Source organism: Ectopseudomonas khazarica (assembly GCF_017915135.1).
In the GTDB taxonomy this organism is placed as follows: domain Bacteria; phylum Pseudomonadota; class Gammaproteobacteria; order Pseudomonadales; family Pseudomonadaceae; genus Aquipseudomonas; species Aquipseudomonas khazarica.
Genome location: NZ_CP068551.1, coordinates 5,251,695 through 5,278,440 on the forward strand (window position 1 = coordinate 5,251,695; position 26,746 = coordinate 5,278,440).

General features: G+C 66.7%; 25 protein-coding genes and 1 pseudogene. 14 read left to right on the forward strand and 12 right to left on the reverse strand.

Features of this window, described 5'->3' with window-relative positions:
* The first annotated feature begins 40 nt into the window (after nucleotides 1-40).
* Complete coding sequence (locus tag JLK41_RS24680) at nucleotides 41-1,624, forward strand: aldehyde dehydrogenase (NADP(+)) (RefSeq protein WP_210390044.1); 1,584 nt, start codon at nucleotides 41-43, stop codon at nucleotides 1,622-1,624.
* Between the two features lie 89 nt (nucleotides 1,625-1,713).
* Here the strand turns inward: JLK41_RS24680 and JLK41_RS24685 are convergent, their stop codons facing one another.
* From JLK41_RS24685 to hexR, 3 genes are all read right to left on the reverse strand, one after another.
* On the reverse strand, nucleotides 1,714-2,721 hold the full coding sequence (locus JLK41_RS24685; protein ID WP_210390045.1) for an Ldh family oxidoreductase: 1,008 nt from the start codon (nucleotides 2,719-2,721) through the stop codon (nucleotides 1,714-1,716).
* Nucleotides 2,722-2,826: 105 nt separating this feature from the next.
* Nucleotides 2,827-3,012, reverse strand: coding sequence for a PA3496 family putative envelope integrity protein (locus JLK41_RS24690; protein WP_210390046.1), 186 nt, complete (start codon nucleotides 3,010-3,012; stop codon nucleotides 2,827-2,829).
* Between the two features lie 247 nt (nucleotides 3,013-3,259).
* The gene (gene hexR, locus JLK41_RS24695) at nucleotides 3,260-4,126 is read right to left on the reverse strand and encodes a transcriptional regulator HexR (protein WP_037054469.1); all 867 of its coding nucleotides are present in this window, start codon (nucleotides 4,124-4,126) and stop codon (nucleotides 3,260-3,262) included.
* Between the two features lie 202 nt (nucleotides 4,127-4,328).
* Between hexR and zwf the strand changes: the two genes are divergently transcribed.
* Complete coding sequence (gene zwf / locus JLK41_RS24700; RefSeq protein ID WP_210390047.1) at nucleotides 4,329-5,771, forward strand: glucose-6-phosphate dehydrogenase; 1,443 nt, start codon at nucleotides 4,329-4,331, stop codon at nucleotides 5,769-5,771.
* A 261-nt stretch (nucleotides 5,772-6,032) separates the two neighbouring features.
* Nucleotides 6,033-6,182, forward strand: a pseudogene (locus JLK41_RS24705) (Hcp family type VI secretion system effector); the annotation flags it as partial.
* A 25-nt stretch (nucleotides 6,183-6,207) separates the two neighbouring features.
* On the opposite strand, the gene JLK41_RS24710 reads toward JLK41_RS24705, so the two are convergent.
* Both JLK41_RS24710 and znuA read right to left on the reverse strand, forming a co-directional pair.
* On the reverse strand, nucleotides 6,208-7,467 hold the full coding sequence (locus JLK41_RS24710) for an MFS transporter (RefSeq protein ID WP_210390048.1): 1,260 nt from the start codon (nucleotides 7,465-7,467) through the stop codon (nucleotides 6,208-6,210).
* Between the two features lie 268 nt (nucleotides 7,468-7,735).
* Nucleotides 7,736-8,662 carry a zinc ABC transporter substrate-binding protein ZnuA gene (gene znuA, locus JLK41_RS24715; protein WP_244976458.1) on the reverse strand — a complete coding sequence of 309 codons (927 nt, stop codon included), beginning with the start codon at nucleotides 8,660-8,662 and terminating at the stop codon, nucleotides 7,736-7,738.
* 266 nt (nucleotides 8,663-8,928) lie between these two features.
* On the opposite strand from znuA, the gene zur reads away from it, so the two are divergent.
* From zur to JLK41_RS24750, 7 genes are all read left to right on the forward strand, one after another.
* The gene (zur, locus tag JLK41_RS24720; protein ID WP_037055519.1) at nucleotides 8,929-9,414 is read left to right on the forward strand and encodes a zinc uptake transcriptional repressor Zur; all 486 of its coding nucleotides are present in this window, start codon (nucleotides 8,929-8,931) and stop codon (nucleotides 9,412-9,414) included.
* Entirely contained in the window at nucleotides 9,411-10,199 is a 789-nt protein-coding gene (znuC, locus tag JLK41_RS24725) for a zinc ABC transporter ATP-binding protein ZnuC (protein ID WP_210390050.1), read from the forward strand. Before zur ends, znuC begins: the two co-directional genes overlap by 4 nt.
* Complete coding sequence (znuB, locus tag JLK41_RS24730; RefSeq protein WP_037055522.1) at nucleotides 10,199-10,987, forward strand: zinc ABC transporter permease subunit ZnuB; 789 nt, start codon at nucleotides 10,199-10,201, stop codon at nucleotides 10,985-10,987. The genes znuC and znuB overlap by 1 nt, the downstream gene beginning before the upstream one ends.
* 116 nt (nucleotides 10,988-11,103) lie before the next feature.
* On the forward strand, nucleotides 11,104-11,943 hold the full coding sequence (locus JLK41_RS24735; RefSeq protein ID WP_210390051.1) for a PA5502 family lipoprotein: 840 nt from the start codon (nucleotides 11,104-11,106) through the stop codon (nucleotides 11,941-11,943).
* A 181-nt stretch (nucleotides 11,944-12,124) separates the two neighbouring features.
* Nucleotides 12,125-13,132: a methionine ABC transporter ATP-binding protein gene (locus tag JLK41_RS24740; protein WP_175253163.1), complete on the forward strand. Its 1,008-nt coding sequence runs from the start codon at nucleotides 12,125-12,127 to the stop codon at nucleotides 13,130-13,132.
* Nucleotides 13,132-13,800 (forward strand): methionine ABC transporter permease, encoded by a 669-nt coding sequence (locus JLK41_RS24745; protein ID WP_210390052.1) that lies wholly within the window; start codon nucleotides 13,132-13,134, stop codon nucleotides 13,798-13,800. Before JLK41_RS24740 ends, JLK41_RS24745 begins: the two co-directional genes overlap by 1 nt.
* Nucleotides 13,801-13,864: 64 nt before the next feature.
* A complete protein-coding gene (locus JLK41_RS24750) occupies nucleotides 13,865-14,635 on the forward strand; it encodes a MetQ/NlpA family ABC transporter substrate-binding protein (protein ID WP_210390053.1) in 771 nt (256 codons plus the stop codon).
* A 158-nt stretch (nucleotides 14,636-14,793) separates the two neighbouring features.
* Here the strand turns inward: JLK41_RS24750 and JLK41_RS24755 are convergent, their stop codons facing one another.
* Nucleotides 14,794-15,189, reverse strand: coding sequence for a YbaN family protein (locus tag JLK41_RS24755; RefSeq protein WP_134676550.1), 396 nt, complete (start codon nucleotides 15,187-15,189; stop codon nucleotides 14,794-14,796).
* Complete coding sequence (locus JLK41_RS24760) at nucleotides 15,182-15,772, reverse strand: biliverdin-producing heme oxygenase (protein WP_037055528.1); 591 nt, start codon at nucleotides 15,770-15,772, stop codon at nucleotides 15,182-15,184. The genes JLK41_RS24755 and JLK41_RS24760 overlap by 8 nt, the downstream gene beginning before the upstream one ends.
* Nucleotides 15,773-16,000: 228 nt before the next feature.
* Between JLK41_RS24760 and JLK41_RS24765 the strand changes: the two genes are divergently transcribed.
* A complete protein-coding gene (locus JLK41_RS24765) occupies nucleotides 16,001-16,159 on the forward strand; it encodes a hypothetical protein (RefSeq protein ID WP_210390054.1) in 159 nt (52 codons plus the stop codon).
* On the opposite strand, the gene JLK41_RS24770 is transcribed toward JLK41_RS24765, so the two are convergent.
* The 3 genes from JLK41_RS24770 to JLK41_RS24780 all read right to left on the reverse strand — a co-directional run bounded on the left by JLK41_RS24770 (nucleotide 16,153) and on the right by JLK41_RS24780 (nucleotide 18,654).
* On the reverse strand, nucleotides 16,153-17,121 hold the full coding sequence (locus JLK41_RS24770) for a FecR family protein (protein WP_210391269.1): 969 nt from the start codon (nucleotides 17,119-17,121) through the stop codon (nucleotides 16,153-16,155). The two genes, JLK41_RS24765 and JLK41_RS24770, sit on opposite strands and share 7 nt — an antisense overlap.
* Nucleotides 17,122-17,219: 98 nt before the next feature.
* Nucleotides 17,220-17,732 carry an RNA polymerase sigma factor gene (locus JLK41_RS24775; protein WP_210390055.1) on the reverse strand — a complete coding sequence of 171 codons (513 nt, stop codon included), beginning with the start codon at nucleotides 17,730-17,732 and terminating at the stop codon, nucleotides 17,220-17,222.
* A 61-nt stretch (nucleotides 17,733-17,793) separates the two neighbouring features.
* A complete protein-coding gene (locus tag JLK41_RS24780; RefSeq protein WP_037055537.1) occupies nucleotides 17,794-18,654 on the reverse strand; it encodes a LysR family transcriptional regulator in 861 nt (286 codons plus the stop codon).
* A gap of 108 nt (nucleotides 18,655-18,762) precedes the next feature.
* Here JLK41_RS24780 and JLK41_RS24785 point away from each other — a divergent pair, with 108 nt between their 5' ends.
* Complete coding sequence (locus JLK41_RS24785) at nucleotides 18,763-19,188, forward strand: VOC family protein (protein WP_037055538.1); 426 nt, start codon at nucleotides 18,763-18,765, stop codon at nucleotides 19,186-19,188.
* Between the two features lie 32 nt (nucleotides 19,189-19,220).
* On the opposite strand, the gene JLK41_RS24790 is transcribed toward JLK41_RS24785, so the two are convergent.
* Both JLK41_RS24790 and JLK41_RS24795 read right to left on the reverse strand, forming a co-directional pair.
* Complete coding sequence (locus JLK41_RS24790) at nucleotides 19,221-19,949, reverse strand: hypothetical protein (protein ID WP_244976459.1); 729 nt, start codon at nucleotides 19,947-19,949, stop codon at nucleotides 19,221-19,223.
* 58 nt (nucleotides 19,950-20,007) lie between these two features.
* Entirely contained in the window at nucleotides 20,008-22,890 is a 2,883-nt protein-coding gene (locus tag JLK41_RS24795) for a putative bifunctional diguanylate cyclase/phosphodiesterase (RefSeq protein WP_210390056.1), read from the reverse strand.
* A gap of 493 nt (nucleotides 22,891-23,383) precedes the next feature.
* Here JLK41_RS24795 and uvrD point away from each other — a divergent pair, with 493 nt between their 5' ends.
* The gene (gene uvrD, locus JLK41_RS24800) at nucleotides 23,384-25,567 is read left to right on the forward strand and encodes a DNA helicase II (protein ID WP_037055547.1); all 2,184 of its coding nucleotides are present in this window, start codon (nucleotides 23,384-23,386) and stop codon (nucleotides 25,565-25,567) included.
* Nucleotides 25,568-25,593: 26 nt separating this feature from the next.
* On the forward strand, nucleotides 25,594-26,694 hold the full coding sequence (locus tag JLK41_RS24805; protein WP_150607217.1) for a TRAP transporter substrate-binding protein: 1,101 nt from the start codon (nucleotides 25,594-25,596) through the stop codon (nucleotides 26,692-26,694).
* Nucleotides 26,695-26,746: the final 52 nt, after the last annotated feature.

Consider the following 26,746-nt stretch of genomic DNA (forward strand, 5'->3'; position numbering starts at 1 on the left):
GCAGGGCCTTCCCGAACCGCTGCAAATACAGGAGCCCGCAATGCCCTCCACCATCGGCCACAACATCATCGGCGGCGTATTCAGCGCCGCCGGCAGCGTGGTTCACAGCAGTCATGACGCCACCACGGGCGAACCCCTGCCCTACGCCTTCATCCAGGCCAGCGCCGGAGAAGTCGACGCCGCCGCCAAGGCCGCTGCCGAGGCCTACCCGGCCTACCGCAGCCTGCCAGCCACGCAGCGCGCCGCCTTCCTCGACGCCATCGCCGACGAGATCGACGCACTGGGTGACGACTTCGTCGCCATCGTCTGCCGCGAAACCGCCTTGCCGGCGGCGCGCATCCAGGGCGAGCGCAGCCGCACCAGCGGCCAGATGCGCCTGTTCGCCCGCGTCCTGCGCCGGGGCGACTTCTACGCGGCGCGCATCGACCGTGCCCAGCCGGAGCGGCAGCCGCTGCCACGGACAGACCTGCGCCAGTACCGCATCGGCGTCGGGCCGGTTGCCGTGTTCGGCGCCAGCAACTTCCCCCTGGCCTTCTCCACCGCCGGTGGCGATACCGCGTCCGCCCTGGCTGCCGGCTGCCCGGTGGTGTTCAAGGCGCACAGCGGCCACATGGCCACTGCTGCCTTCGTCGCCGAGGCGATCCTGCGTGCCGCCCGCGCGACCGGCATGCCCGCCGGCGTGTTCAGCATGATCTACGGCAGTGGCGTCGGCGAGGCGCTGGTCAAGCACCCGGCGATCCAGGCCGTCGGCTTCACCGGATCGCTCAAGGGCGGCCGTGCCCTGTGCGACATGGCCGCGGCCCGCCCGCAGCCGATTCCGGTGTTCGCCGAGATGAGCTCGATCAACCCGGTGCTTGTGCTGCCCGGCGCCCTGGCCAGCCGTGGCGAGCGGATCGCCCGCGAACTGGCCGACTCGGTGGTGCTCGGTTGCGGCCAGTTCTGCACCAACCCCGGCCTGGTGATCGGCATCGCCTCGCCGGAGTTCAGCCTGTTCACCGCCAACCTGATCGCCGAGATCGGCCAGCGCCCGGCGCAGACCATGCTCAATGGCGGCACACTGCACAGCTACGAGAAGGGCCTGGCAGCGCTGCACGCACATCCGCGCATTCGTCACCTGGCGGGCCAGCCGCAGGAGGGCCGGCAGGCGCGTCCACAGCTGTTCCAGGCCGATGCCGGCCTGCTGATCGACGGTGACGCGTTGCTCCAGGAGGAGGTCTTCGGCCCGGCGACGGTGATCGTCGAGGTGGCCGACAAGGCCGAGCTGCTGGGGGCCCTGCACGGCCTGCGCGGCCAGCTGACCGCCACGCTGACGGCCGAGGCGGATGACCTGCTGGCCCATGGCGACCTGCTGGCGGTGCTGGAACAGAAGGTCGGCCGAGTGCTGTTCAATGGCTACCCGACCGGGGTCGAGGTGTGCGATGCCATGGTGCATGGCGGCCCTTACCCGGCCACCTCGGACGCGCGCGGCACCTCGGTCGGCAGCCTCGCCATCGAGCGTTTCCTGCGCCCAGTGTGCTACCAGAACTGCCCGGACGCCCTGCTGCCAGAAGCCTTGCAGAATGCCAACCCGCTCGGCCTGGCGCGGCTGGTCGACGGCGTCACCACGCGGGATGCGCTGGACTGAAATCCGTGTCGGCGCGGTAACCGGCGCATCCCACCCTCAGCCCCGGCTTGCCGGGGCTTTTTTTGCGCAGGCCCCTGGCCCCGCCACACTCAGCCACGCAGCGCGATCAGGTCCTGATACAGGCTGTCGGCGATCTCCACACCCTCGACCAGGCTCTGCGCCCGCGCTGCGTAGCGGCGCTGCGACGGCAGCCGTGCGCCCTGGCCCTGGATCGCCTCGAACAGCGTCTCGGCACGGGCCAGTTGCGCGTCGGCCTGCTCTCCGAGGAAGCGCTGCGGATCGAGCGCGATGATCAGCTCGCCGTGATACGGCAAGGCGTTGTGCCCCGCATCGAACGCGGCGGACTCGACGCTGGTGAGGTCACCGATCAGTGGCCCGGCGATCAGCTCGATCATGGCCGACAGCGCCGAGCCCTTGTGCTCGCCGAAGGTCAGCATGGCGCCATGGTCGAGCACCTCGGCGGCGTCATCGCTGGGCCGTCCCTGGCGATCCACGCCCCAGCCGCTCGGCAACGGCTTGCCGGAACGGCGATGCAGCTCGATCTCGCCACGGGCCACGGCACTGGTGGCGAAGTCGAAGACGAACGGCTGGCCGCCAGGACGTGGCCAGCCGAACGCGATGGGATTGGTGCCGAACAATGGCCGACTGCCCCCGGTGGGCGCGACGTAGGCCTGAGTCGGGTTGCAGGCCAGCGCGACCAGGCCCAGCTCGGTAAGCGCCTCCATCTCCACCCACAGCGCGGAGAAGTGCACGCAGCGATTGATCGCCATGGCGGCGATGCCATTGCGCCGCGCCTTCTCGGCCAGCAGCGGCAGGCCGGCGGCGAACGCCAGTTGCGAGAAGCCGCCATGGGCATCGACACGCACCAGCGCAGGCGCCGGCTCGAACACCTCGGGTTCGGCATCGGCCACCGCCTTGCCTGATTTCAGCGTGCGCACGATGCCCAGCAGGCGCCACAGGCCATGGGACGTGCAGCCATCGCGCTCGCCGGCAGTCACCGTGGCGGCGATGGCCTGAACGAAGGCGGCGCTGAAACCGGCATGGCGAAGGATATCGGCGGCCAGCTCATGGGCCTCGGCAAGGGTCAGTCGGGTCATATCGGGCTCCTGGCAGTCAGCCCGTTACAGTGGCCCGAACAGGCCCCGACCGCTTGATCGCTTTACCCAGGCAGCATGCCGAATTCGGCACACCGCGCGGCGGCGTCAGGCGGCGTGGCGTTGGTTCGTCTGCAGATCCGGGAAGTCCGCCAGCTCACGCTGCAGCTGGCACTGCTCGGCGTAGTGCTCGATGGCCCGGCGATAGGCCATGCGCCGTTGGTCCTGCAGCTTGCGACGGGTCTTGGCGTCGGATTGGGTCTGCAGCAGCGCGTCATCGAAGATACGAGACATCTCGGTACTCCCGGAACGAGGACTGGAGGCCTCAGCTTGCTCCGGGCAGATGACGCTTTGACGGCGACGTCATGAATGCTCGGTGACGTCGACCGCCTCGGTCGCTCGAAGCTCGTGCGGGGCTTCGTCACGCTCGTGCCCGCGAACAGCATCGAGCGGAAACAGTACTGCACCCTGCCAAGAAAACGACCAGCGCAATCAGTAGCGCATGCCTTGCTCGCATCTTCGTCCTTGAAGACCCAGTTCTCTAATCCTCGGAAGCCTTGATCGACTTCGGCGACAGACGCAGGCTGCGCAAGCTGCGCTTGACGCTCTTGAGGTGGTTGACCAGGCTCGGCCCGCGCGCCATGGCCACGCCCATGGCCAGCACGTCGATCACCACCAGGTGGGCGATGCGCGAGGTCAGCGGGGTGTAGATCTCGGTGTCTTCCTGCACATCGATGGCCAGGTTGACGGTGGCCAGTTCGGCCAGGGGGGTCTGGCTCGGGCACAGGGTAATCAGACTGGCACCGGACTCGCGCACCAGGTTGGCGGTGATCAGCAGGTCCTTGGAACGGCCGGACTGGGAAATACACACGGCGACATCACCCGGCTTGAGCGTGACCGCGCTCATCGCCTGCATGTGCGGGTCGGAGTAGGCGGCGGCATTGAGCAACAGGCGGAAGAACTTGTGCTGGGCATCCGCCGCCACGGCACCGGACGCACCGAAGCCGTAGAACTCCACGCGCTGCGCCTGCGAGCAGGCGGCGATGGCACGCTGCAGCGCCTCGGGGTCGAGCTTTTCGCGCACTTCCATCAGGGTGTGCAGGGTGGTGTCGAAGATCTTCAGGCTGAAGTCCGCGACCGAGTCGTCCTCGTGAATGGCGAACTGACCGAAACTCGCACCCGCCGCCAGGCTCTGCGCCAGCTTGAGCTTGAGATCCTGGAAACCACTGCAGCCGATGGCACGGCAGAACCGCACGATGGTCGGCTCGCTGATACCCACGCTATGCGCCAGCTCGGCCATCGAGCTGTGCATCACCGACGCGGGATCGAGCAGGACGTGGTCGGCCACCTTCAGTTCTGACTTGCGCAGCAGGTGGCGCGACTGGGCGATGTGTTGCAACAGATTCACGGGCTTGGCTCTATGAGAAAAGGGTCTACCACGGGCACTCGATCGATCATGACTCGGTTATGATCCACCGCCGGGGTTGTAGTGACCTTGTAGTTATACTACATGAGTGGCACTGGCGCACGGCCAACAGCCCGTTTTTGACGCCGTATTACCAACACGGGTAGTTTCCAACAGCCTGTCAGAATCGAGTCGGAGTCTTCTCTTGAGCATCCCCTGCGACATGCTGGTCTTCGGCGGCACCGGCGACCTGGCCCTGCACAAGCTGCTGCCAGCGCTCTACCACCTGCATCGCGAAGGACGCCTGCATGCCGACGTGCGCATCCTCGCCCTGGCTCGCAGCAGTCACAGCCGCGAGGCCTACCAGGCGCTGGCCGAGCGCCATTGCCGGGCGCAGGTAGCGCGCGCGGACTTCACTACCGAAACCTGGGCCAGCTTCGCCGCGCGCCTCGACTACTTCGCCATGGACGCCGCGCAGAGCGCCGATTTCGGCCGCCTGGCCAAATACCTGGGGCGCGCCGAGGAACGCGTGCGGGTCTACTACCTCGCCACTGCGCCGAATCTGTTCGAAGACATCGCCACCCACCTGGCCAACGCCGGCCTGGCAGGCCCGGCCGCCCGCATCGTGCTGGAAAAGCCCATCGGCCACTCGCTGGATTCGGCCCGTGCGATCAACGCGGCCATCGGTGCGGTATTCGACGAAGCACGGGTGTTCCGCATCGATCACTACCTGGGCAAGGAAACCGTGCAGAACCTCATGGCGCTGCGCTTCGCCAATGCCCTGTTCGAGCCGGTCTGGCGTGCCGGGCATATCGACCACGTGCAGATCAGCGTCTGCGAGACGCTCGGTGTGGAAAACCGCGGTGCCTACTATGACAAGGCCGGCGCCATGCGCGACATGATCCAGAACCACCTGCTGCAGCTGCTCTGCCTGGTGGCCATGGAAGCGCCGGTACGCTTCGACGCCGAAGCCGTGCGCAATGAGAAGGTGAAGATTCTCGAAGCGCTCAAGCCCATCAGCGGCCTCGACGTGCAGGACAAGACCGTGCGCGGCCAGTACACCGCCGGCCAGATCGGCGGCCATGACGTGCAGGCCTACTACTTCGAGAAAAACGTCGACAACGACAGCGACACCGAGACCTTCGTCGCCGTACAGGCGGAGATCGACAACTGGCGCTGGGCCGGCGTGCCCTTCTACCTGCGCACCGGCAAACGCCTGGCGAAGAAAACCTCGGAGATTCTCATCCAGTTCAAGCCGGTGCCACACCGTTTGTTCAACGACGGCGAGGCCAACCAGCTGCTGATTCGCCTGCAGCCGGAAGAACGCATCAGCCTGCAGCTGATGGCCAAGAACCCGGGCAAGGGCATGCGCCTCAAACCCGTGGAACTGGACCTCAACCTGGCCAACGCCTTCAGCCAGCAGCGCCGCTGGGACGCCTACGAACGCCTGCTGCTGGACGTGATCGAAGGCGACTCCACGCTGTTCATGCGCCGCGACGAAGTCGAAGCCGCCTGGCAGTGGGTCGACCCGATCCTGCAGGGCTGGCACCAGCACTACCAGAGCCCGCGCCCCTACCCGGCCGGCAGCGACGGCCCGGAGCAATTGCAGCACCTGCTGGAGCGCCATGGCCGGCACTGGGCCGAATGAGCCGAGCGGCAGCTTCTTGCGCAGCGCCCGCCGGACAAAGCACTGCCGGGTCGCCTGAAAACCAGCAAACACGGGGCCTTCAGCGCGCTGCGCAACTTGTTGCGCAGATTAACGTGACCCAGCGCTCAAGGTGACGAACCATCGCCACGCTGTCACGCTAACTGATTGTTTTAATTGAATTTATTTTATCTTGCATGCCGCTCACTTTAGACAGGGCTCCCGGATCGATCACGATCCATGACCCAGGCAAGGAGAGCACTCATGCCAACACCCGCGTATCTGTCCCTCGAAGGCACCAAACAAGGTCTGATCACCGCTGGCACCTTCACCGAGGACTCGCTCGGCAACATCTTCCAGGAAGGTCATGAAGAGCAGATTCTGGTTCAGGCGTACAACCACCAGGTCATCATTGAGCAAACCATCCGCGTGCATCACTTCAACTTGATGCCAAGCGCCCTCGACCCGACACCTGGGCATGCGCCAGCACCACCACCAGCACCAACATCCCCAATCCGCCCGCAGCGACAAACAACCCCTCATACCCCACTCCCTTGGCCAACACGCCACTGCCGGCCCCGACGAAACCGGACAGCAACACCTGCGCCGAGGCCTGCAGTGTAAAGTCGGCGCCTTCGTGTTCCGGGCGGCACATACGCATCATCGCGGCGAACAGGGCGACGGTGGACATGCCGTCGGCCACCTGCTCGAACAGGGTCACGGCATAGACCAGCACGGTATTGGCGCCCTGCCCCACCAGCAAGGCCAGCGCAGCGATGCCGAGCGCCTGCAGGCCGCCGAACAGGATCAATGCCCGCAGCACGCCAATGCGGGCGTAGAGCAGGCCGCCGAGCAGGGCGCCACCGATGCCGGCCAGGCTGCCGATCAGGGTCAGCTGGCCCAGCTGGGCGGTGCTCCAGCCCTGGTCCACCAGCATCGGTTTGATCATCGGCGAGCCGAGCGAGTCGCCCAGCTTGAAAGTCAGCACCACCGCCAGCCACAGCAGCATGCCGGGCTGTGCCAGCAGGCCGCGATAATGGTTCAGCAGCAGACGCGGACCGAGGGCGCTTTCTGCCAGGGCGGGCTGGAAGGGCAGGAGCCGGCGCTCGGGAAACAGCAGGATCGGCACGCTCATCAGCAGGACCAGCCCGGCCAGCAGGCCGAGCGCCAGGTTCCAGCCCAGCGGGTCGATCACCAGCAGCAGGCCGCTGCCGCTGACGATCATGCCGACCTTGTAGCCGCCCACCTGCAGGCTGTTGCCCAGGCCGCGCCAGCGCTCCGGCAGCAGACGCACGGTCAGGCCGTCGGTGGCGACGTCCTGGGTGGACGCCAGCAGGTTGATCAGCACGAGCAGGCCGAGCAACAGCCACAGGCCGGAGCCGAACAGGGTCTGCGGCGCGAGCAGCGCCAGCGCGGCCAGGCAGACCACGACACCACTCTGCAGCGGCAGGATCCAGCCACGATGGTGGCCGAGGCGGGGTGAAGCCAGTCGGTCGACCCAGGGCGCCCACAGCACCTTGAGCAGCCAGGGCAACGCCAGCAGCTTGAGCAGGCCGATCAGCGCCAGGTCGACACCATGCTGACGCAACAGCACCGGCAGCGAATGGGCGATCAGCCCGGAGGGCAGGCCCTGCGCGCAATACAGCGACGCCAGCAGCACCAGCGTGGCATTGGACGGGCGAGAGGCGGATGGCGACATGGCAGGCGCTCGCGGCAAAAGCGCAAGCCTAGTGGTTTGCGCCTGCGAGCGGCAACGCAGCGGTGGTTACAGTTCGTAGCGCGGTGGGTCGCGGCTGAAGCCCCTCCCACAACAGCCTTGCCACCCCGCAGCCCGGAGGCAATCCGGGGCGTCGCTCGCGCAAGCCCCGGCGGATCTTCCTGTGCGTAGGGTGGATGACGCCTTTTTCATCCACCATCAAGGGCTCGGGCCGGCGTTTATCCGATAGAGCGCTGCAGCGCGTTCCACCCTACAGGCTGTTCAGGCACTCGCTCAGGCCGTTGGCCAGGTTTTCCAGCAGCAGTGGGTAGGCCGTGGCATCGACCGGCAAGGTACCGCCCAGCGCATCCAGCTCGGCCAGTTTGACCGGCAGGCCGGCGGTGAGGGTTTCCGCCAGGCGCGGGCGCAGCGGCGGCTCGCTGAACACGCAACTGGGCCCCGCAGCCTGCAGACGCTCGCGCATCGCCGCGACATGCCGCGCCCCTGGCTGCACTTCGGTCAGCACGCTGAATACGCCGGCATGCTTGAGGCCATACGCAGCCTCGAAATAGTCGAACGCCTCGTGGAAGACGAAATAGGGCTTGCCCTGCAGCGCCGCCAGTTGCGGACGAATGCGTCCGTCGAGCGCATCCAGGCGCTGTTCGAATGCCTGCAGATTGGCGGCATAGCGCGCCGCATTGGCCGCGTCCAGCGCGCTCAGGTCGGCCGCCATGCGCGCCGCGATTACCTTGGCATTGACCGGTGACAGCCACAGATGGGCATCCAGGCTGCCCGGACGGTGGTCGTGGTCATGGCCGAGGTCCTCATCGGCGTGATCCTCCCCGTGCCCAGCATGCTCCTCGTGGCTGTCGCCGAAATGACGCAGGGCCATGCCTGGCAGATCCTGCACGGCCACCTGCGGTTTCTGGCGATTGTTCAGCACGCGCGGCAGGAAATTCTCCAGGTCCGCGCCCACCCAGTAGAGCAGATCGGCATCGCGCACCCGGCGCACGTCGGAAGGACGCAACGCGTAGTGGTGCGGCGAGGCGCCGGGCGGCAGCAGCACCTCGGGCGCGCCAACGCCATCCTGCACGGCCGCCGCGATCAATTGCAGCGGTTTGATGCTGGTCAGGACACGCACCTCGGCCTGGGCGCTGGCGACGAAGAACACGGCGATAAGACAGATAAGACGCGACACGGGACATACTCGGATTGGATGGGTGGACATCTCTGCAAACCTGGGCGCGGCAGCCAGCGCAAGGCGCAAGACCAACGGACATATCAGCCAGAGGCTGGTCCGAAGGCTGAACGCCAGCGAGTCCGGCAGGCGAGAAGATGCAGTTTACCTACGGTAAATGAGCATCTAGGGCCTGGTTTCAACGCAGCGATGGCAACGCAAGTGGTTTTTAGAGACGCACTGAGCGAGTAATATAATAACGTCTCCTACCAGCGCCGTCCTTGCCCATGACCGACACGCCACTGGCCTCGCGCCCCCATGATCACTCCCGCTGCGTCAGTCACGCCCTGGCTGAGGCCGAAGCCATCTGCGCCCGCCAGGGCCTGCGCCTCACTACTCTGCGCAAGCGCGTGCTGGAGCTGGTATGGGCCAGTCACAAGCCTCTCGGCGCCTACGACATCCTCGGCGTACTCAGCGAGGAAGATGGCCGTCGCGCCGCGCCGCCTACCGTCTATCGCGCGCTGGATTTCCTCCTGGAGAACGGCCTGGTGCATCGCATTGCGTCGCTCAACGCCTTCGTCGGCTGCAGCCATCCTGAGCATGCCCACCAGGGCCAGTTCCTGATCTGCCGGGTGTGCCATGCCGCGACCGAGCTGGAGCAGCCGGCCATCAGCCAGGCGATCGTCGACGGCGCCGCAGGCGTCGGTTTCGCGGTGGAAAGCCAGACCGTTGAAGTGGTCGGCCTCTGCGCCGGCTGCAAGGACGAGCGATGAGCGACGCGCTGATCCAGCTGCAGGGCGTGGCCGTCGGATTCAACGGCCAGGCCGTGCTGGACGACGTTCAGCTCAGCGTGAGACCTGGCGAGATCGTCACCCTGATCGGCCCCAACGGCGCCGGCAAGACCACCCTGGTGCGCGTCGTGCTCGGCCTTCTGCAGCCGGACCGGGGCAAGGTCCGCCGTGCGCCACGCCTGCGCATCGGCTACATGCCGCAGAAGCTGCATGTCGACGCCACCCTGCCGCTGTCGGTGCTGCGTTTCCTGCGCCTGGTGCCGGGGGTGGACCGCAAGCGCGCCCTCGCGGCGCTGGCCGAGGTCGGCGCCGAACAGGTGATCGACAGCCCGCTGCAGAGCATTTCCGGCGGCGAGATGCAGCGCGTGCTGCTGGCCCGCGCGCTGCTGCGCGAGCCACAGCTGCTGGTGCTCGACGAGCCCGTACAGGGTGTCGACGTGGCCGGCCAGGCCGAGCTGTACCGGCTGATCTCGCAGCTGCGTGAGCGCTACGACTGTGGCGTGCTGATGGTCTCGCACGACCTGCACCTGGTGATGAGCGCCACCGACCAGGTGGTCTGTCTCAACCGTCACGTGTGCTGCTCCGGGCACCCGGAACAGGTCAGTGGCGACCCGGCTTTCATCGAGCTGTTCGGCCAGGACGCCAAGAGCCTGGCCGTCTACCACCACCATCACGACCATGATCACGACCTGCATGGCGGCGTGGTCAAGGCGGGCCTGACCATCCATGGTCCGGCTCACGTTCACGGTCCAGGTTGCAAACACTGATGCCCGATTTCCTCCTCAACGCCCTGCTCGCCGGCCTGGCGCTGGCCCTGGTGGCCGGCCCGCTCGGCTCCTTCGTGGTCTGGCGGCGCATGGCCTACTTTGGCGACACCCTGTCCCATGCCGCCCTGCTCGGTGTCGCGCTGGGCCTGATGCTCGACGTCAGCCCGACCCTGACGGTGACCGTCGGCTGCGTGCTGCTGGCCGTGCTGCTGGTCACCCTGCAACAGCGCCAGCCACTGGCCTCCGACACCCTGCTCGGCATCCTCGCCCACAGCACCCTGTCGCTGGGCCTGGTGGCGCTGAGCTTCATGCATGACGTGCGTATCGACCTGATGAGCTACCTGTTCGGCGACCTGCTGGCGGTCAGCCACAGCGACCTGGCCTGGATCGTCGGCGGCAGCGCACTGGTGCTGGCGCTGCTGGCCTGGCTGTGGCGCCCCCTGCTGGCGATCACCGTGCACGAAGAGCTGGCGCGCGTCGAAGGCCTGCCGGTGGCGGCGATTCGCCTGGCCCTGATGCTGCTGATCGCGGTGGTGATCGCCGTGGCGATGAAGGTCGTCGGCGTCCTGCTGATCACCTCGCTGCTGATCATTCCCGCCGCCGCCGCCCAGCGTCATGCGCGCACGCCGGAACAGATGGCCATCGGCGCCAGCCTGCTCGGCCTGCTGGCGGTGTGCTGCGGCCTGACGCTGTCCTGGTATCAGGACACACCGGCCGGGCCGTCCATCGTGGTCAGCGCCGCCGGACTGTTCCTGGCCAGCTTCGCCCTGCCCAAGCGCAACGGATGATGGCGCGCGCCGCTTAAACCGAGCGCCATCCGGGGAGCGGTGTAGCGTGCGGCGTGAAATCGGCACCGCAAACCTGTATGATTGCGCGTTTTTTGCACAACTCGAGACGCGTAGTCATGAAGTCGTTCGCTTTTCGTGGTCTTCCCCTGGTTCTGGTTCTGCTGCTGGCCGGCTGCCAGAACACGCCATCGCACAACGTGCTGCCGGTCGATGAACTGGTCAGCGCCTTCCGCCAGCTTGACGTGAGCCTGGCCGAGGAGCGGCTCGACGACGCGCGCAGCCAGCTCGATGCCCTGCAGCGTCGCGCCAGCGGTGACACGCGCCTGGAGCAGTACCAGCGCCAGTTGGCCGATGCCTACATGGAACAGGGCCGCGAGGCGCTGCAACAGGGCGATCTGGATCGCGCCGCGCAGGCGCTGGGCCAGGCACGCAGCCTGCTGCCGCAGGCACCGTCGCTGAGCCATGACCTGAACCAGGCCATCGACCGCGCACGAGAGGCCCGCCAGAACGCCGCCGAACAGCAGGCGCGGGAGGCAGCAGCCAGGCTCGATGCACAGCGTCAGGAACAGCTGCGCCAGCAGCGCCTGGCGGCCGAGCGTCAACTCAAGGCCGCCGCCGCTGCAGTCACCGAGCCTGCCGCGGAGCCAGTCGTCGAGCGCGCACCCAAGGCACGCCTGATCGACCTCGACGCCACCACCAGCAGCGTCGCCCTGCCTATGCTGGACAACCAGGACAACGAAAACCTGCGCCGCCTGCTCGACAGCGTCGCGGCCGATGTCGTGACCTTTCACTGTGCGGTGCGCATCGAAGTACGCGAGGCCAAGGACTATCCCTGGGTCGCGGCGCTGCTCTCGGCACGGATCAAGAAGCTCGACCCGACCTTCCGCCCGCGACTGAGCCAGAAGATCGTGCCGCAGCAGGTGCCGCGTCTGCTGTTGAGCCCGCAGCGCAAGTAGTGCCGCACACCGGCTTCTGCGCTGCAGGTAATGCCATTTTGTAATAACCATAGGCCAACAAAGATTTTCTCGGCCTAAACACCGCCGGGTAAACTAGCGCCCTTTTGCGCCCACCCGGCGCCCGATGGCCGGCTCGACAACCCCGTAGCCCGCCCTTGAACACACCCAAAAGGTCGTTCGTGTGATCCAGTTTCAATCCGTCCACAAGGCTTACCGCGTCGCGGGCCGCGAGATTCCGGCGTTGCAGCCCACCACGCTGCAGATCGGACGCGGCCAGGTGTTCGGCATCATCGGCCACTCCGGCGCCGGCAAGAGCACCCTGCTGCGCCTGATCAACCGCCTCGAGGAGCCCAGCGGCGGGCGCATCGAGATCGACGATGTCGACGTCACTGCGCTCGACGCCAATGGCCTGCGCCGCTTCCGCCAGCAGGTCGGGATGATCTTCCAGCACTTCAACCTGCTGTCGTCGAAGACCGTCGCCGACAACATCGCCATGCCGCTGCGCCTGGCCGGCGAGCTGAGCCGTGCCGAGATCGATGCCCGTGTTGCCGAACTGCTGGCCCGCGTCGGCCTGCAAGAGCATGCGAAGAAATACCCGGCGCAGCTCTCCGGCGGGCAGAAGCAGCGCGTCGGCATCGCCCGCGCGCTGAGCACCCGGCCGAAGATCCTGCTGTGCGACGAAGCCACCAGCGCCCTCGACCCGCAGACCACCACCGCCGTGCTGCACCTGCTGGCCGAGATCAACCGCGAGCTGGGCCTGACCATCGTGCTGATCACCCATGAGATGGATGTGATTCGCCGCGTCTGCGACCGCGTGGCGGTGATGGATGCCGGCGTCATCGTCGAAGAAGGCCCGGTGGCCGAGGTGTTCCTGCACCCGCAGCACTCGACCACGCGGCGCTTCGTGCAGGAGTCCGAGCACGTCGACGAAGCCGAACAGCGCGATGACTTCGCCCATGTCGAAGGCCGCATCCTGCGCCTGACCTTCCAGGGCGACGCCACCTACGCGCCGCTGCTGGGTACCGTGGCCCGCGAGACCGGGGTGGACTACAGCATCCTCGCCGGGCGCATCGACCGCATCAAGGACACCCCCTACGGCCAGCTCACCCTGGCCCTGACCGGTGGCGACATCGACGCCGCGCTAGCGCGCTTCGCAGCCGCCGACGTGCATCTGGAGGTACTGCGCTGATGCTCGAACAACTGCTGCCCAACGTCTTCTGGCCGGAAATCTGGGAGGCCAGCCTAGACACGCTGCTCATGCTTTTCGGCTCAATGGTGATTATCGTCCTGCTCGGTTTGCCACTCGGCGTACTGCTGTTTCTGACCAGCCCGGGCCAGATCTTCGAGCGTGAGAAGCTGTACAACACGTTGTCGCTGCTGGTGAACATCCTGCGTTCGATGCCCTTCGTCATCCTGCTGATCCTGATGCTGCCCGTCACCGCATTCTTGGTTGGTGACTCCTTGGGCGTAAAAGGCACCATCCCTCCCCTGATCGTCGGGGCAACGCCGTTCTTCGCCCGCCTGGTGGAAAGCGCCCTGCGCGAAGTAGAACGCGGCATCATCGAAGCAACTCAGGCGATGGGCGCTACCACCTGGCAGATCATCACCCGCGCGCTGCTGCCGGAGGCTCTGCCCGGCCTGTTCGCGGCTACCACGGTTACCGCGATTACCCTGGTGGGCTATACCGCCATGAGCGGCCTGGTCGGCGGCGGCGGTCTCGGTGACCTGGCGGTGCGCTACGGCTACCACCGCTATCAGCTGGACGTGATGGCCGTGACCGTGATCCTGCTGCTGATTCTGGTTCAGGCGCTGCAGATGATCGGTGACCGGCTGGTTGTACATTTTTCTCGTAAGTAATCACGACAAGCGGCGACTCGCCACCCGCGAGACCCGCACCAACCTTCCCAAAAGGAACCTTGAAATGAAGAAACTGCTGACTGCCATCGCCGCCTGCGCGGCCTTCTCGGCCCAGGCCGAAACCCTCAGCGTCGCCGCCACCCCGGTGCCGCACGCGGAGATCCTCGAGTTCGTCAAACCGGCCCTGGCCAAAGAAGGCGTGGAGCTGAAGGTGCGGGTGTTCACCGACTACGTGCAGCCCAACCTGCAGGTGCAGCAGAAGAACCTCGACGCCAACTTCTTCCAGCACCAGCCGTACCTGGACGAGTTCAATGCCAGCCGCAAGACCGATCTGGTCAGCGTCGCCGGCGTGCACGTAGAGCCCTTCGGCGCCTACTCCAGCAAGATCAAGAACCTGAGCGAACTGCCGCAGGGCGCCACCGTGGCCATCCCCAACGACGCCACCAACGGCGGCCGTGCCCTGCTGCTGCTGCAGAAGGCCGGTGTGATCAAGCTCAAGGCGGACGCCGGCATCCTCGCCACGCCGAAGGACATCGTCGAGAACCCGAAGGCGATCAAGGTGCGTGAACTGGAAGCGGCCACCCTGCCGCGCGTGCTGAGCCAGGTCGACCTCGCCCTGATCAACACCAACTACGCCCTGGAAGCCAAGCTGAACCCGACCCAGGACGCCCTGGCCATCGAAGGCAGCGACTCGCCGTACGTCAACATCCTGGTGACCCGCGCCGACAACAAGGACGCCGAGGCCGTGCAGAAGCTGGTCAAGGCCCTGCACAGCGCCGAGGTCAAGCAGTTCATCGAAGAGAAGTACAAGGGCGCTGTCGTACCGGCGTTCTGATCGCTGCTCGTACCCGTCGTACCCGATGCCGCGTGGCCGTCCAGCCACGCGGCATTTTTATTGGGATCAGCAGAAGGGGGCGCCGTACCAGCGGCGTAGCCCGGATGAAATCCGGGTCCCTTCTCGCCGGCCACCCCGGAGTGCACCCGGGCTACTCACTAGGCAGCCCTGGGCTTCTCCGGGCGGGTCCAGATGAACAGCGCGCCGCAACTCATGCCCGCCGCAGCGAACAGCACCGAAGGCCGGTGCTCGACCGTCAGGATCATGATCCCCAGCGCTACCAGCATGCTCAGGCTGGCCAGCCACTTGGTGCGCCGGGCGACCAGGCCGCCGTTCTTCCAGTCGCGCAACAGCGGGCCGAACACACGATGGTTCTCCAGCCAGGCGGCCAGGCGCGGCGAGCTGCGCGAGGCCGCCCACGCCGCCAGCAGGACGAACTCGGTGGTCGGCAGCCCCGGCAGGATCACTCCGAGCATGGCCATGCCGATGCTCAGGTAGGCCAGCAGCAGCCACAGCCAGCGCTGCCAGCCGGGCTGCAGGCTGGCGTCAGGCAAAGCAGCGCTCCAGGTGCTCGGTGAAGCGTTCGAAGGCCGCAATCGCCGCCACTTCGGCCTGGCGTTCCTGCTCGGCGTCCAGTTCGATGCTGTCGAGCACCGCCGTGAAAGCCTTCCAGCCCTGCGCCCGGCCGCCTTCCGGCTCGGCCAGGTGACGGGCGCCAAAGGTCTCGCTCAAACCCAGCGCCGGCATGCGCTTGAGCAGAAAGGCCGCACCGAGCTTGGAGCCTTCGGAAACGAACAACCAGGCCAGCGCCTCGCCGGTGCCCATGGCCTGGCCACGAATGCGCTCATCGCCCTGCGGCAGGTCACGTTGCAGGTCGGCGAGATCCAGCCTGGCCTGCTCGACACGGCAGCGCTGCGGCAGGTCGGCGATCAGCCGGGTCAGCTCGGGATCGCTGTAGAGCGCCTGCAGGTCGCGCTGGAACAGGTACTGCGCCGCCACGAAATGAGCGAAACGCTCCGGGCTGGCGAACGGATCATGGCTCTTGACCAGCTGATCGAGGCGGCTGTGCGGCTCGTGAGTGATGGCGTTGAGACGCTGCGAGCGCAGCGGGTGGGAAAGTTGCGAAGGTGCGGTCATGGCGGTAGCCCTGAATGGTTCGGTTAGGTAAAGACGAATCAGTCGGTTTCATTCAGTAATCGGCGTCGACGAAATAGCCGGCCAGGCGCTCCAGGTCGGCGGCGGCCAGCACGCCGCCCTCGAGGAACATGCTGAGGCCCACCACCTGGCTCGCCGAAGGCACACGTGACATAACCTGCTGCGGTTAGGGCCACGCCACTGCGCAGCAAGGATGACGGAAAGCAGGTGATGCTGCAGAACGACGACGACTCACGACTAACCCCAGGGCTTTCTTTGTTGATAATGAAAATCACTACCAGCAAAGACCGCAACCCGGAGAAACTCAGTAAGGAAATCGTGAAATTTTTTCTGCCGGCCCTGTCGGAGCGCCTCGATGCGCCTCAGTAGATCAGGCTGATGCCCAGCATTTCTGCCCGCTGCAGGTGCATTTCCCGCGCCAGGGTGGCCAGGGCATCGTCGAGTGCGTCCAGGCGGAAAACCCCGCTCACCTCGCGCTGTGCCAGCGCCTCGCTGCCGAGGAGAATGTGTCCGCTGCGATAGCGGTTGAGCTGTTCGACCACTTGCGCCAGCGGCACGCGGTCGAACACCAGCAAGCCACGCTGCCAGCTGGTGACACGCTGCAGGTCGAGCGCCACGTCGCTGATGCCCGAGGCGTCGTAATGCACGCTGTCCCCTTCTTCCAGACGCTGCTGCTGGCCGCCGGCACTGACCTGCACGGCGTGCTCCAGCACACCGACCAGAGCGCCTTCGTCAGCCTCGCGCCGCACCAGGAAGCGCGTGCCCAGGGCGCGTGCCGTCCCGCCGGACGCCTCGACGACGAACGGCCGATCCGCCTGCGGCGCCACCTGGAAAATGGCGGCACCGGCCAGCAGCTCCACCCGCCGCCGGGTCGCGGAGTAGTCCAGGCGGATGGCACTGGCACTGTCGAGGATCACCTCGCTGCCATCGGCCAACGTCAGGCTGCGCACCTCGCCGCTGGCGGTGCGATGGTCGGCCATGAGCGGCACTAACAGGCGGTCGCGCTGGCTCAACCCCAGGCCACCGAGCAGCAGCGCCAGGCAGGCCGCCGCGCCCCAGCGCCGCAGGCGCGCCTTGCGCACGGGATGCTGGGGCCTGGCAGAGGCCACTGGCGGCGCCCGATGCTGCCGGGGCCTGTCGACCGGCAGACCCTCCAGGGCCGCCCAGGTACGCTGGGCGAACGCCAGCGCCTCGGCATGCCGGACATCGGCCTGCAACCAATGCTGCAGCGCCTCGTCTCGGGCGTCGTCGAGTGCATCGTCAGCGAGCAGCACCGCCCATTCGGCGGCGGCCTCACGGATGCTCCGCTGTTGCGGATCTTGGCTAATCACGCTCACTCTGGATTCTCGTTATAGGTCGCTGCGGAGCGGGCGGCTGATACCCGTTTCAAGTAATGACGTGCGACGCGGGGTTTTACCGTAAACCATCGTCATGCCTGTTCGTCCGCCTCGAGCACGCGCTCCATCACATGCGCCAAGGCGCGTGCCAGGTGCTTCTGCACCGAACTGTCGGAGATCTCCAGCTGACGCGCCACCTGGGCGTGGGTCAGGCCCTCGATGCGGTTGAGGCGAAAGATCTCCTGAGTCCGCGCCGGCAGCTCGGCGACGGCCTCCTGCAGGCGCTCGATACGCTGGCGCGCGGCGGTGATGTCGTCCAGCGAGCTGCCTTCGGCCTCGATTTCATGCAACAGGTCATCACCGAGCAGGTCGGTCCTGCGCCGAATCTGCTGGCGCTGGTGGTCGATCAGCAGGTTGCTGGCCGTACGGTAGAGGTAGGCCGGCGAATTGTCGATGCGCTCGCCGCCGCTCTGCTCGGCCAGGCGCAGAAAGCTCTCCTGAGTGAGATCGGCGGCCAGTTGCGGGTCGCGACTCTTGCGCAGCAGAAAGCTGTGCAGGGTCTTGGCGTGCTTCTGGAACAGGCCTTTGAGATCCAAGTCCGACAATCGTGCATCCCTGGTCTTGGGCGATAGGAAAGCGGCATCTTATTTTTATTGAGAAGCATTTTCAATTTATCGACTCGAGGCAGCTCAGCAGACAGTCCAGTGCCGGCTGGCGCTGTGCCCGGCGCAACAAGGCGACCAGTTCGCGGTGGAAGGTCAACGCGCCCAGCTCGATCACCCGCAGGCGGGTCGGGCGCTGCAGCCACAGGCCGGCACGCGGCACCAGCGACACCCCCATGCCGTTTTCCACCAGGCGCACGATGGCTTCCAGTTCGTCCAGTTCCAGCGCCTCATGCACCGTCAGGCGTTGCTCTCGCAGGAAGCGGCTGACCTGGCGGCCGCCGAACGAGGTGCGGTCGTAACGCACGAATGGTTGCTCGGCCAGCAGCCGCAGCGGGTCATCCCCCTCGACGTGCAAAGGGGCGACGAGCACGAAAGGTTCGCGCGCCAGCGGCACTTCGAGAATCTCCTTGGGCAAGGCGAACGGCGGCTTGATCAGCAAGGCCAGGTCCAGCTCGCCGGCATCGAGCTGACTGAACAGCTGCAGCGAGACACCCGGCACCAGCTTCAGCTCGACCCGTGGCGCCAGCTGGCGAAAACGCGGCAGCGCCTCGGCCAGCAGGCCGGTCTGCAGGGTGGCGATGGCGCCGACGCGCAACTCGCCGACACAGTCGCCAGCCCCTGGCGGCAGGGCCATCTGCCCGTACAGGGCGAGCATCTGCTCGGCCAACGGCAAGGCATGCCGGCCGGCCGCATTGAGCACCGCACTGCGGCCGCTGCGGTCGAACAGGCGCACGCCGAGCTGCTGTTCGAGCACACGCATCTGGGCGCTTACCGCCGACTGGGTGAGGCCGACCTGCTGGCCGGCCGCGGCGAAGGTGCCCAGGCGGGCGACGGTGACGAAGGTTTTCAGCTCACGCAGCACGGCGGCCCCTATCGATCAAAAATATTTGAGCTTGCTAGCAAGGATATTCGCTTTCGATCAATTTCGCTGTTGGTAGGCTGGAGCAAAAACCAACAGAGGTACTCCGTGATGGCCCTTGCTCCCTTTCACCTGGCAATTCCCGTATACGACCTGGCCGCCGCGCGGCATTTCTATGGCGAGGTGTTCGGCTGCGCCGAGGGCCGCAGCAGCGAGCACTGGGTGGACTTCGACTTCTTCGGCCACCAGCTGGTCATCCACCAGGCGCCGAAGATGGCCTACCAGGAGTCGGCGGTGAGCAACCCGGTGGATGGCCACGACGTACCGGTGCCGCACTTCGGCGTGGTGCTCGCCTGGGCCGACTGGGAAGCGCTGGCCGAGCGCCTGCGCAGCCGCAGCACCCGCTTCGTCATCGAGCCCTACGTGCGCTTCGCGGGGCAGGTCGGCGAACAGGCCACGATGTTCCTCCTCGACCCGTGCGGCAACGCCCTGGAGTTCAAGGCGTTCAAGGACATCGGCCAGCTGTTCGCGCGCTAGGTCCGCCGCCAACCGCCCGGCTCGGCGCGCGCCTAGGGCAGCTCGGCTACAGGCTGCGCGGGCTCGGGCAACAGCTCGCGCAGCGCCGCATTGGCCTGCAGCAGCAGCGGCAGCAGTGGCTCCAGCACGGCTGGCGCAAGATGGGCGCAGATATCGGCCTGGCGTGGCAGCGGCAGGCCGCTGAGCACGCGGGCGGAAAGCGCCACGTTGGCATCGGCGGCGGCCGCCTCGGTGAGCTTGCACAGGTAGCTGGTGGAGAAGCTGCGCAGGCTCTGCACGATGAGCTCGATGTCGACGATATGACGAGCGATCTGCAGCACCTGGTCGGCGTCGTGGATGCCATAGATCAGCACCTTCACCTGCCTGGGCGACAGGCATTCGGCATAACGCGCCGCAGTGGCGAAGGCCCCGATCACGCACAACCGCCGGGCCACCTCCAGGTGCAGGCTGTCGGGCAGGCTGAGGTAGGTATCGAGGATGCTGCGCGGATCGAGGTGCGTGGTGACCTCGGCAAGGAACTCGATGGGCAGCGTCATGATCAGTTCGCGCAACTGCGCCGGCGGCATGTGCGGCGACAGTTGCGCGGCCTGTTCGGCGCCCAGCTGCTGCACCAGCGCCGCTTTCACCGCCACCGGCGCCATGCGCTGCGAAGCCAGCAGCAGGCGTTGGGACAGGCTCAGGTTGGGGGCTTTGGCCATCGGGTCCTTCTTGTCGTGAGCGAGGCCCGCAGCATCGCGCAGCGACACGCGGGGCGCAGTCATCTTTGCGCCGGTCACGCCCGCAGCGTTCAGCCGCGACTGGGTAGGGAGGAAACGCGGCTCAACCCGGCGCGCGCTCGATCTGCGCGCGCAGCAGCTCGGCGAAGGCACTCGCCTCCACCGGACGACTGATCAGGAAGCCCTGGATCTCATCGCAGCGCTGGCTTTTCAGGTAGTCCATCTGCGCCTGGGTCTCCACGCCCTCGGCGACCACCTTGAGCTCCAGGCTGTGCGCCATGGCGATGATGGCGCGGGTGATCGCCGCGTCCTCGCCCCCCGGCGACAGGTCACGGATGAAGGTCTGGTCGATCTTCACGTAGTGCACCGGAAAGCGCTTGAGGTAGCTGAGCGAGGAGTAGCCGGTGCCGAAATCGTCGATCGCCAGCTTCACACCCAGCGCGCGCAGCTGCTGGAAGGTCACGATGACGCTCTCGACGTTGTCCAGCAGCTGGCTCTCGGTCAGTTCGAGCTCGAGGTACTCCGGCGCCAGCCCGGTCTCCTCGAGCACCTGGCGGACCAGGCTGGTGAGATTGCCCTGGCGCAGCTGGTGCACGGACAGGTTGACCGACACGCGAATCTCCGCCAGCCCCTGGCGCTGCCACTCGCACGCCTGGCGACAGGCCTGGCGCAGGACGAACTCGCCGATCGCGGTGATCAGCCCGGTCTCCTCGGCCAGGCCGATGAATTCGCCCGGCGGCACCAGCCCCTGCTGCGGATGACGCCAGCGCACCAGCGCCTCGGCGGCGTTGAGCTGATCGTCGGCGAGGTTCAGCTTGGGCTGGTAGAACACCTCCAGCTGGCCCTCGTCGATCGCCTTGCGCAGCTGGTTTTCCAGCTGCAGGCGCCCCAGGGTGCAGGCCTGCAGGTTGTCGGTGAAGAACTGGAAGGTGTTGCCGCCCAGGTGCTTGGCATGCTGCACGGCCATGTTCGACTGGCTGATCAGCGTGCCGACCTCGCGGGCATAGTCCGGCATCAGGCTGATCCCCAGCGACGCGCTGACCACCAGCTCGTGGCCGCCGACGGTCATCGGCACGCGCAGCTTGGCCAGCAGACGGCTGGCCACCCGCGCTAGGCTGGAGAGGCTGCCGTAGGCATCGAGGATGATGGCGAACTCGTCACCGGACAGGCGCGCGATGCAGTCGGCCTCCGGCACGGTCTGGGTGAGGCGACGGCTCATCTGCCGCAGCAACTGGTCGGCGACCTCGTGGCCGAGGCTGTCGTTGAGCAGTTTGAAACGGTCCAGGTCGATGTGCATCAGGGCGATACTGCGTCCCGTCTGCCGCGCACGCTGGCTGGCCTCGTGCAGGCGCTCGCGGAACAGCGTGCGGTTGGCCAGGCCGGTCAGCTCGTCGTAGTGCGACAGGTAGCGCAGGCGCTCCTCGGCTTCGCGGCGCGCCGTCAGGTCGGCGAAGAAGCCCACGATATGGCTGGGCCGCCCGGCCGCGTCACGCACCATGTTGAGCTGCAACCACTGCGGGTAGAGTTCGCCGCTCTTGCGCGTCTCGATCAGCTCGCCCTGCCAGTTGCCGCTGCCATCGAGTTCCTGGCGGATGCTCAGGTACTGGCGGCGCATCTCGTCGCTGCCGAGCAGGCTGGTGACCCGGCGCCCGAGCACCTCGTCCCGCGAATAGCCGGTCACGCTGCTGAAGGCACGGTTCACCGCCAGCAGACGGTAATCCGGGTCGAGGATGAAGATACCCTCGCTGGCCGCTTCGAAGACCATCGCCGCCAGCCGCTGCTGCTGCTCCTGCTGGCGCCGCGCGCTGATGTTGCGGCGGGTGCCGAGCATGCGCAGCACGCGCCCGCTGGAGTCGCGCTCGACCGCACGGCCACGGTCCTCGACCCACACCCAGTGCCCGTCGGCGTGGCGTACGCGGTATTCGACGTGATAGTCCTCGCTGCGTCCCTTCATGTGCTCGAGCAAGGCACGCCGCAACGTCGGCAGGTCGTCGGGATGCAGGCGCGGGCGCAGGTCGCGCAGCATCTCCCTGACCTGTTCGGGGTCGAGGCCGAACAGCTCGCGCAGGTGCGAGTGGTGCACCTGGTCGCTCTGCAGGTCCCAGTCCCACAGCCCCAGTTCACTGGCCTCCAGCGCCAGCGACAGGCGCGCCTGGCTCTTGCCCAGCGCGTGCGTGGCCTCGTCCAGCTCCAGGGTGCGCTCGGCCACGCGCATTTCCAGTTCGCCATGGGCATCGCGCAGCTCGCGCTCGGCGCGACGACGTTGCTCCACCTCGCTGGCCAGCTCCCCGTTCAGCCCCTCGGCGCGCTGCTTGGCGTGCTCCAGATGGGCGATCAGCGCCAGGTTGTGAAACCGCTGCAACAGGCTGCGCTGGACCAGGCGGTTGACCTGCCAGGCGACGACCAGCAGTGCCAGGAAGAGAATGACGCTGATCAGCCCCCAGCCGCGCTGCAGGCTGTTGTCGCTGAGCAGCAGGAAGGCCGCCGACGGCAGCAGGCAGGGCAAGGCGAAGGTGAGGAACGCCGGCAGGCTGACCGCGTAGGCGACGCTGGCGGAGAGGATGGCCGCGGCGATCAGCCCATAGACCAGGGCCTGCTGGTAGAACACATCGGCGGGCACCAGGACGATCACGGCGAAGGCCAGGCTCAGCCCCGAGGCACCGGCGCCGAGCAGGAACACGCGGCGCCAGTAGGGTTCCGCCTGGCGGCTGGGCAGGGCGTCGTCGAAGGCCTTCACCTGGGTCAGGCGCAGCAGCACCAGCAGCACCACCCAGGCCAGCCACAGCGCGAGCAGGGGCACGCTTTGCTGATGCCACAGCAGCAGGGGGCAGGCCAGGCCGACCAGCAACATCAGCAACGTGGGCAGACGCGAGCCCTGGAAAAGCAGGCGCGTGCGCTCGACGGCGATATCCGTGGCGAACTGATGCTCGGTCTGATGCGGGTCCAGCGTCATCTCTTGGATTGCGGCGCTAGTGGTGGCGGTCATAGGCGATGTTCTTGTAATGGTGCCTGAGGGCCTGCCCGCGCAAGCGGCGGTCGCAGCCCTGACGTGGCGGCAGAATACCCGAGACAGACGCTGTGCCCAACAGAGATGTGGGCAATTTCACAACCTGGCGTCCAACTTTCGGCGGGCGTCCCGCGCCAGGGGCGCAACGCGCGCGGACACCGGCCGGCTGACCAGCCAGTCATCGGTTGAGCGCTTTCGCCCGGGCCGCCCGCAAGGCACTTGCAGCCTTGGCGGACGGCAGCTGGAACGGCCCCCTGCCGCTCGAGCCCCATCCGGATTCGGGGCCCCTGCCGTGCTCGTCCAGGTTCTCCGCCGAAAGCGTCGGGGGCTCGCCAAGGGCGCCGGGGCTAGCCGCGCTGGAAACCGGCGTCACGGCGCCCCAAGAGCCGTTGCCAACTCCGCGCGCAGGCCTCGGCAAACCGCCTGGTCGACACGGTTTGCCCTCCCCTGTCCGGCCCCCTAGAATGCCGCGATGCAAAACGACCCCGAACTCCTCCTCGCTTCGCTCAACGACGCCCAGGTCCAGGCCGTGGCTGCCCCGCTCGGCCGCCAACTGGTACTGGCCGGTGCCGGCTCCGGGAAAACCCGTGTGCTGGTGCACCGCATCGCCTTCCTGATTCAGGCCATGGGTGCTTCGCCTCATTCGATCCTGTCGGTGACCTTCACCAACAAGGCCGCCGCCGAGATGCGCCAGCGCATCGAGGACATGCTCGGGCACAGCCCGGCCGGCATGTGGGTCGGCACCTTCCACGGCCTGGCCCACCGCCTGTTGCGCGCGCACTGGCAGGAAGCCGGCCTGGCCGAGAACTTCCAGATTCTCGACTCCGACGATCAGCAACGCCTGATCAAGCGGGTGATCCGCGACCTCGGCCTGGACGAACAGCGCTGGCCGGCCAAGCAGGCGCAGTGGTTCATCAATGGCCAGAAGGACGAGGGCTTGCGCCCGGCGCACATCCAGGCGGGCGGCGACCTGTTCCTCGCCACCATGCGAGGCATCTACGAAGCCTACGAGGCGGCCTGTGCCCGCACCGGGGTGATCGACTTCGCCGAGCTGCTGCTGCGCGCGCTCGACCTCTGGCGCGACAAGCCGGGCCTGCTCGAACACTACCAGCGGCGCTTCCGCCATATCCTGGTCGACGAGTTCCAGGACACCAACGCCGTGCAGTACGCCTGGCTGCGTTTCCTCGCCAAGGGCGGCGACAGCCTGATGGTGGTCGGCGACGACGACCAGTCGATCTACGGCTGGCGCGGCGCGAAGATCGAGAACATCCAGCAGTTCTCCAGCGATTTCCCCGACACCCAGCTGATCCGCCTGGAGCAGAACTACCGCTCCACAGCCGGCATCCTCAAGGCCGCCAACGCCCTGATCGCCAACAACAACGGGCGCCTGGGCAAGGAGCTGTGGACCGACGGCAGCGACGGCGAGCCCCTGGCGCTGTACGCCGCGTTCAACGAGCACGACGAAGCCCGCTACGTGGTGGAGAGCATCGAGGACGCCCTGCGCAAGGACGGCCTCAAGCGCAGCGAGATCGCCATCCTCTATCGCTCCAACGCCCAGTCGCGGGTGCTGGAAGAGGCGCTGCTGCGCGAGAAGATCCCCTACCGCATCTACGGCGGCCAGCGCTTCTTCGAGCGCGCCGAGATCAAGAACGCCATGGCCTACCTGCGCCTGCTCGACGGCCGCGGCAACGATGCCGCGCTGGAGCGCATCATCAACGTGCCGGCGCGCGGTATCGGCGAGAAGAGCATCGAGACCATTCGCGAATACGCCCGCGCGCATGACGTGCACATGTGGCAAGCGATCCGCCTGATGCTCGCCAACAAGGCCCTGCCGGGCCGCGCTTCCAGCGCCCTGAGCGGCTTCATCGAGCTGATCGAAGGCCTGGCGGAGAAGGTCCTGGCGATGCCCCTGCACCAGATGACCCAGGTGGTCATCGAGCAGAGCGGCCTGCTCGCCTACCACGAAGCGGAAAAAGGCGAGAAAGGCCAGGCCCGCGTGGAGAACCTCGAGGAACTGGTCAGCGCGGCACGCACCTTCGAGAATGACGAAGACGACGAGCTGACCCCGCTGCAGGCCTTCCTCACCCACGCCTCGCTGGAGGCCGGGGACACCCAGGCCGCCGAGAACGAGGACAGCATCCAACTGATGACCCTGCACAGCGCCAAGGGCCTGGAATTCCCGCTGGTGTTCCTGGTGGGCATGGAAGAGGGTCTGTTCCCGCACAAGATGAGCCTGGAAGAACCGGGCCGACTGGAAGAAGAGCGCCGCCTGGCTTATGTCGGCATTACCCGTGCCATGCAGAAGCTGGTGATCAGCTACGCCGAAACCCGGCGTCTCTACGGTAGCGAGACCTACAACAAGGTATCGCGCTTCGTCCGCGAAATACCCGCACCACTGATTCAGGAAGTCCGCCTGAACAACAGCGTCAGCCGCCCGGTGAACACCAGTTCCATGGGTGGCAGCAGCCTGTTCGCCGGCAGCGCCGTACCGCAGACGCCCTTCAACCTGGGGCAACGCGTGCGGCACAGCCTGTTCGGCGAGGGCACCATCCTCAATTTCGAGGGTGCCGGCGCACAGGCGCGGGTACAGGTGAATTTCGAAAACGAAGGCAGCAAGTGGCTGATGCTGGCCTATGCCAAGCTGGAAGCCTGTTAGAACCTACCGTATCTGGAGAACCATCGATGAATCGCCGCAACCTGTTCGGCGCCGCCCTGGCCCTGATGGCCACCTTCGGCCTGCTCGGCTGCAAGGAAGACAAGGCTGGCAGCGAGCAAACCGCAGCCGCAGCCGCGCCCGCACAGACCATCCACTGGAAGATGGTCACCTCCTGGCCGAAGAACTTCCCCGGCCTCGGCACCGCAGCCGAGCGCCTGGCCGAGCGCATCAACGCCATGAGCGCCGGGCGCCTGACCGTCAAGGTCTACGCCGCCGGTGAGCTGGTGCCCGCCCTGGAAGTGTTCGACGCCGTTTCCCGCGGCACCGCCGAGATGGGCCACGGCACCCCGTACTACTGGAAAGGCAAGGTGCCGGCCGCGCAGTTCTTCAGCAGCGTGCCGTTCGGCCTGTCCACCCTGGAAATGAACGCCTGGCTCAGCCACGGCGGCGGCCAGGCACTGTGGGACGAGACCTACGCGCCGTTCGGCGTGAAGCCGCTGTCTGCTGGCAACACCACCATGCAGATGGCCGGCTGGTTCAACAAGGAGATCAACAGCCTGGATGACATCAAGGGCCTGAAGATCCGCATGCCGGGCCTCGGCGGCGAAGTCTGGAGCAAGCTCGGCGCGATCACCGTCAACCTGCCCGGCGGCGAGATCTTCACCTCCCTGCAGACCGGCGCCATCGACGCCACCGACTGGGTCGGCCCCTACAACGACCTGGCCTTCGGCCTGCACAAGGCCGCCAAGTACTACTACTACCCAGGCTGGCAGGAGCCGCAGGCGGTGGTCGAGTCGATGGTCAACCAGAAGGCCTTCGACGCCCTGCCGGCCGACCTGCAGGCCATCGTCGTCGAGGCGGCACGCGCGGCCACCCTGGACATGATGGACGACTACGTGTTCAACAACGCCAAGGCGCTGGGCAGCCTCAAGGCCGAAGGCGTGCAGCTCAAGCGCCTGCCGGACGACGTGCTGCAGGCCATGCGCGAACAGTCCGCAGCCGTGCTCGAGCAACTGGCGGCCGCCAGCGACCTCAACGGCCGCATCTGGGCCTCGCAGAAAGCCTTCCTCGAAGAGGCCAGCGCCATGCAGGCACTGACCGAGAAAGAGCTGTACAACTGGCGCTGAGCCAATCGAACGGGGCCACTGGAGGCCCCGTTTTTCTTAGGGATGACTGTCC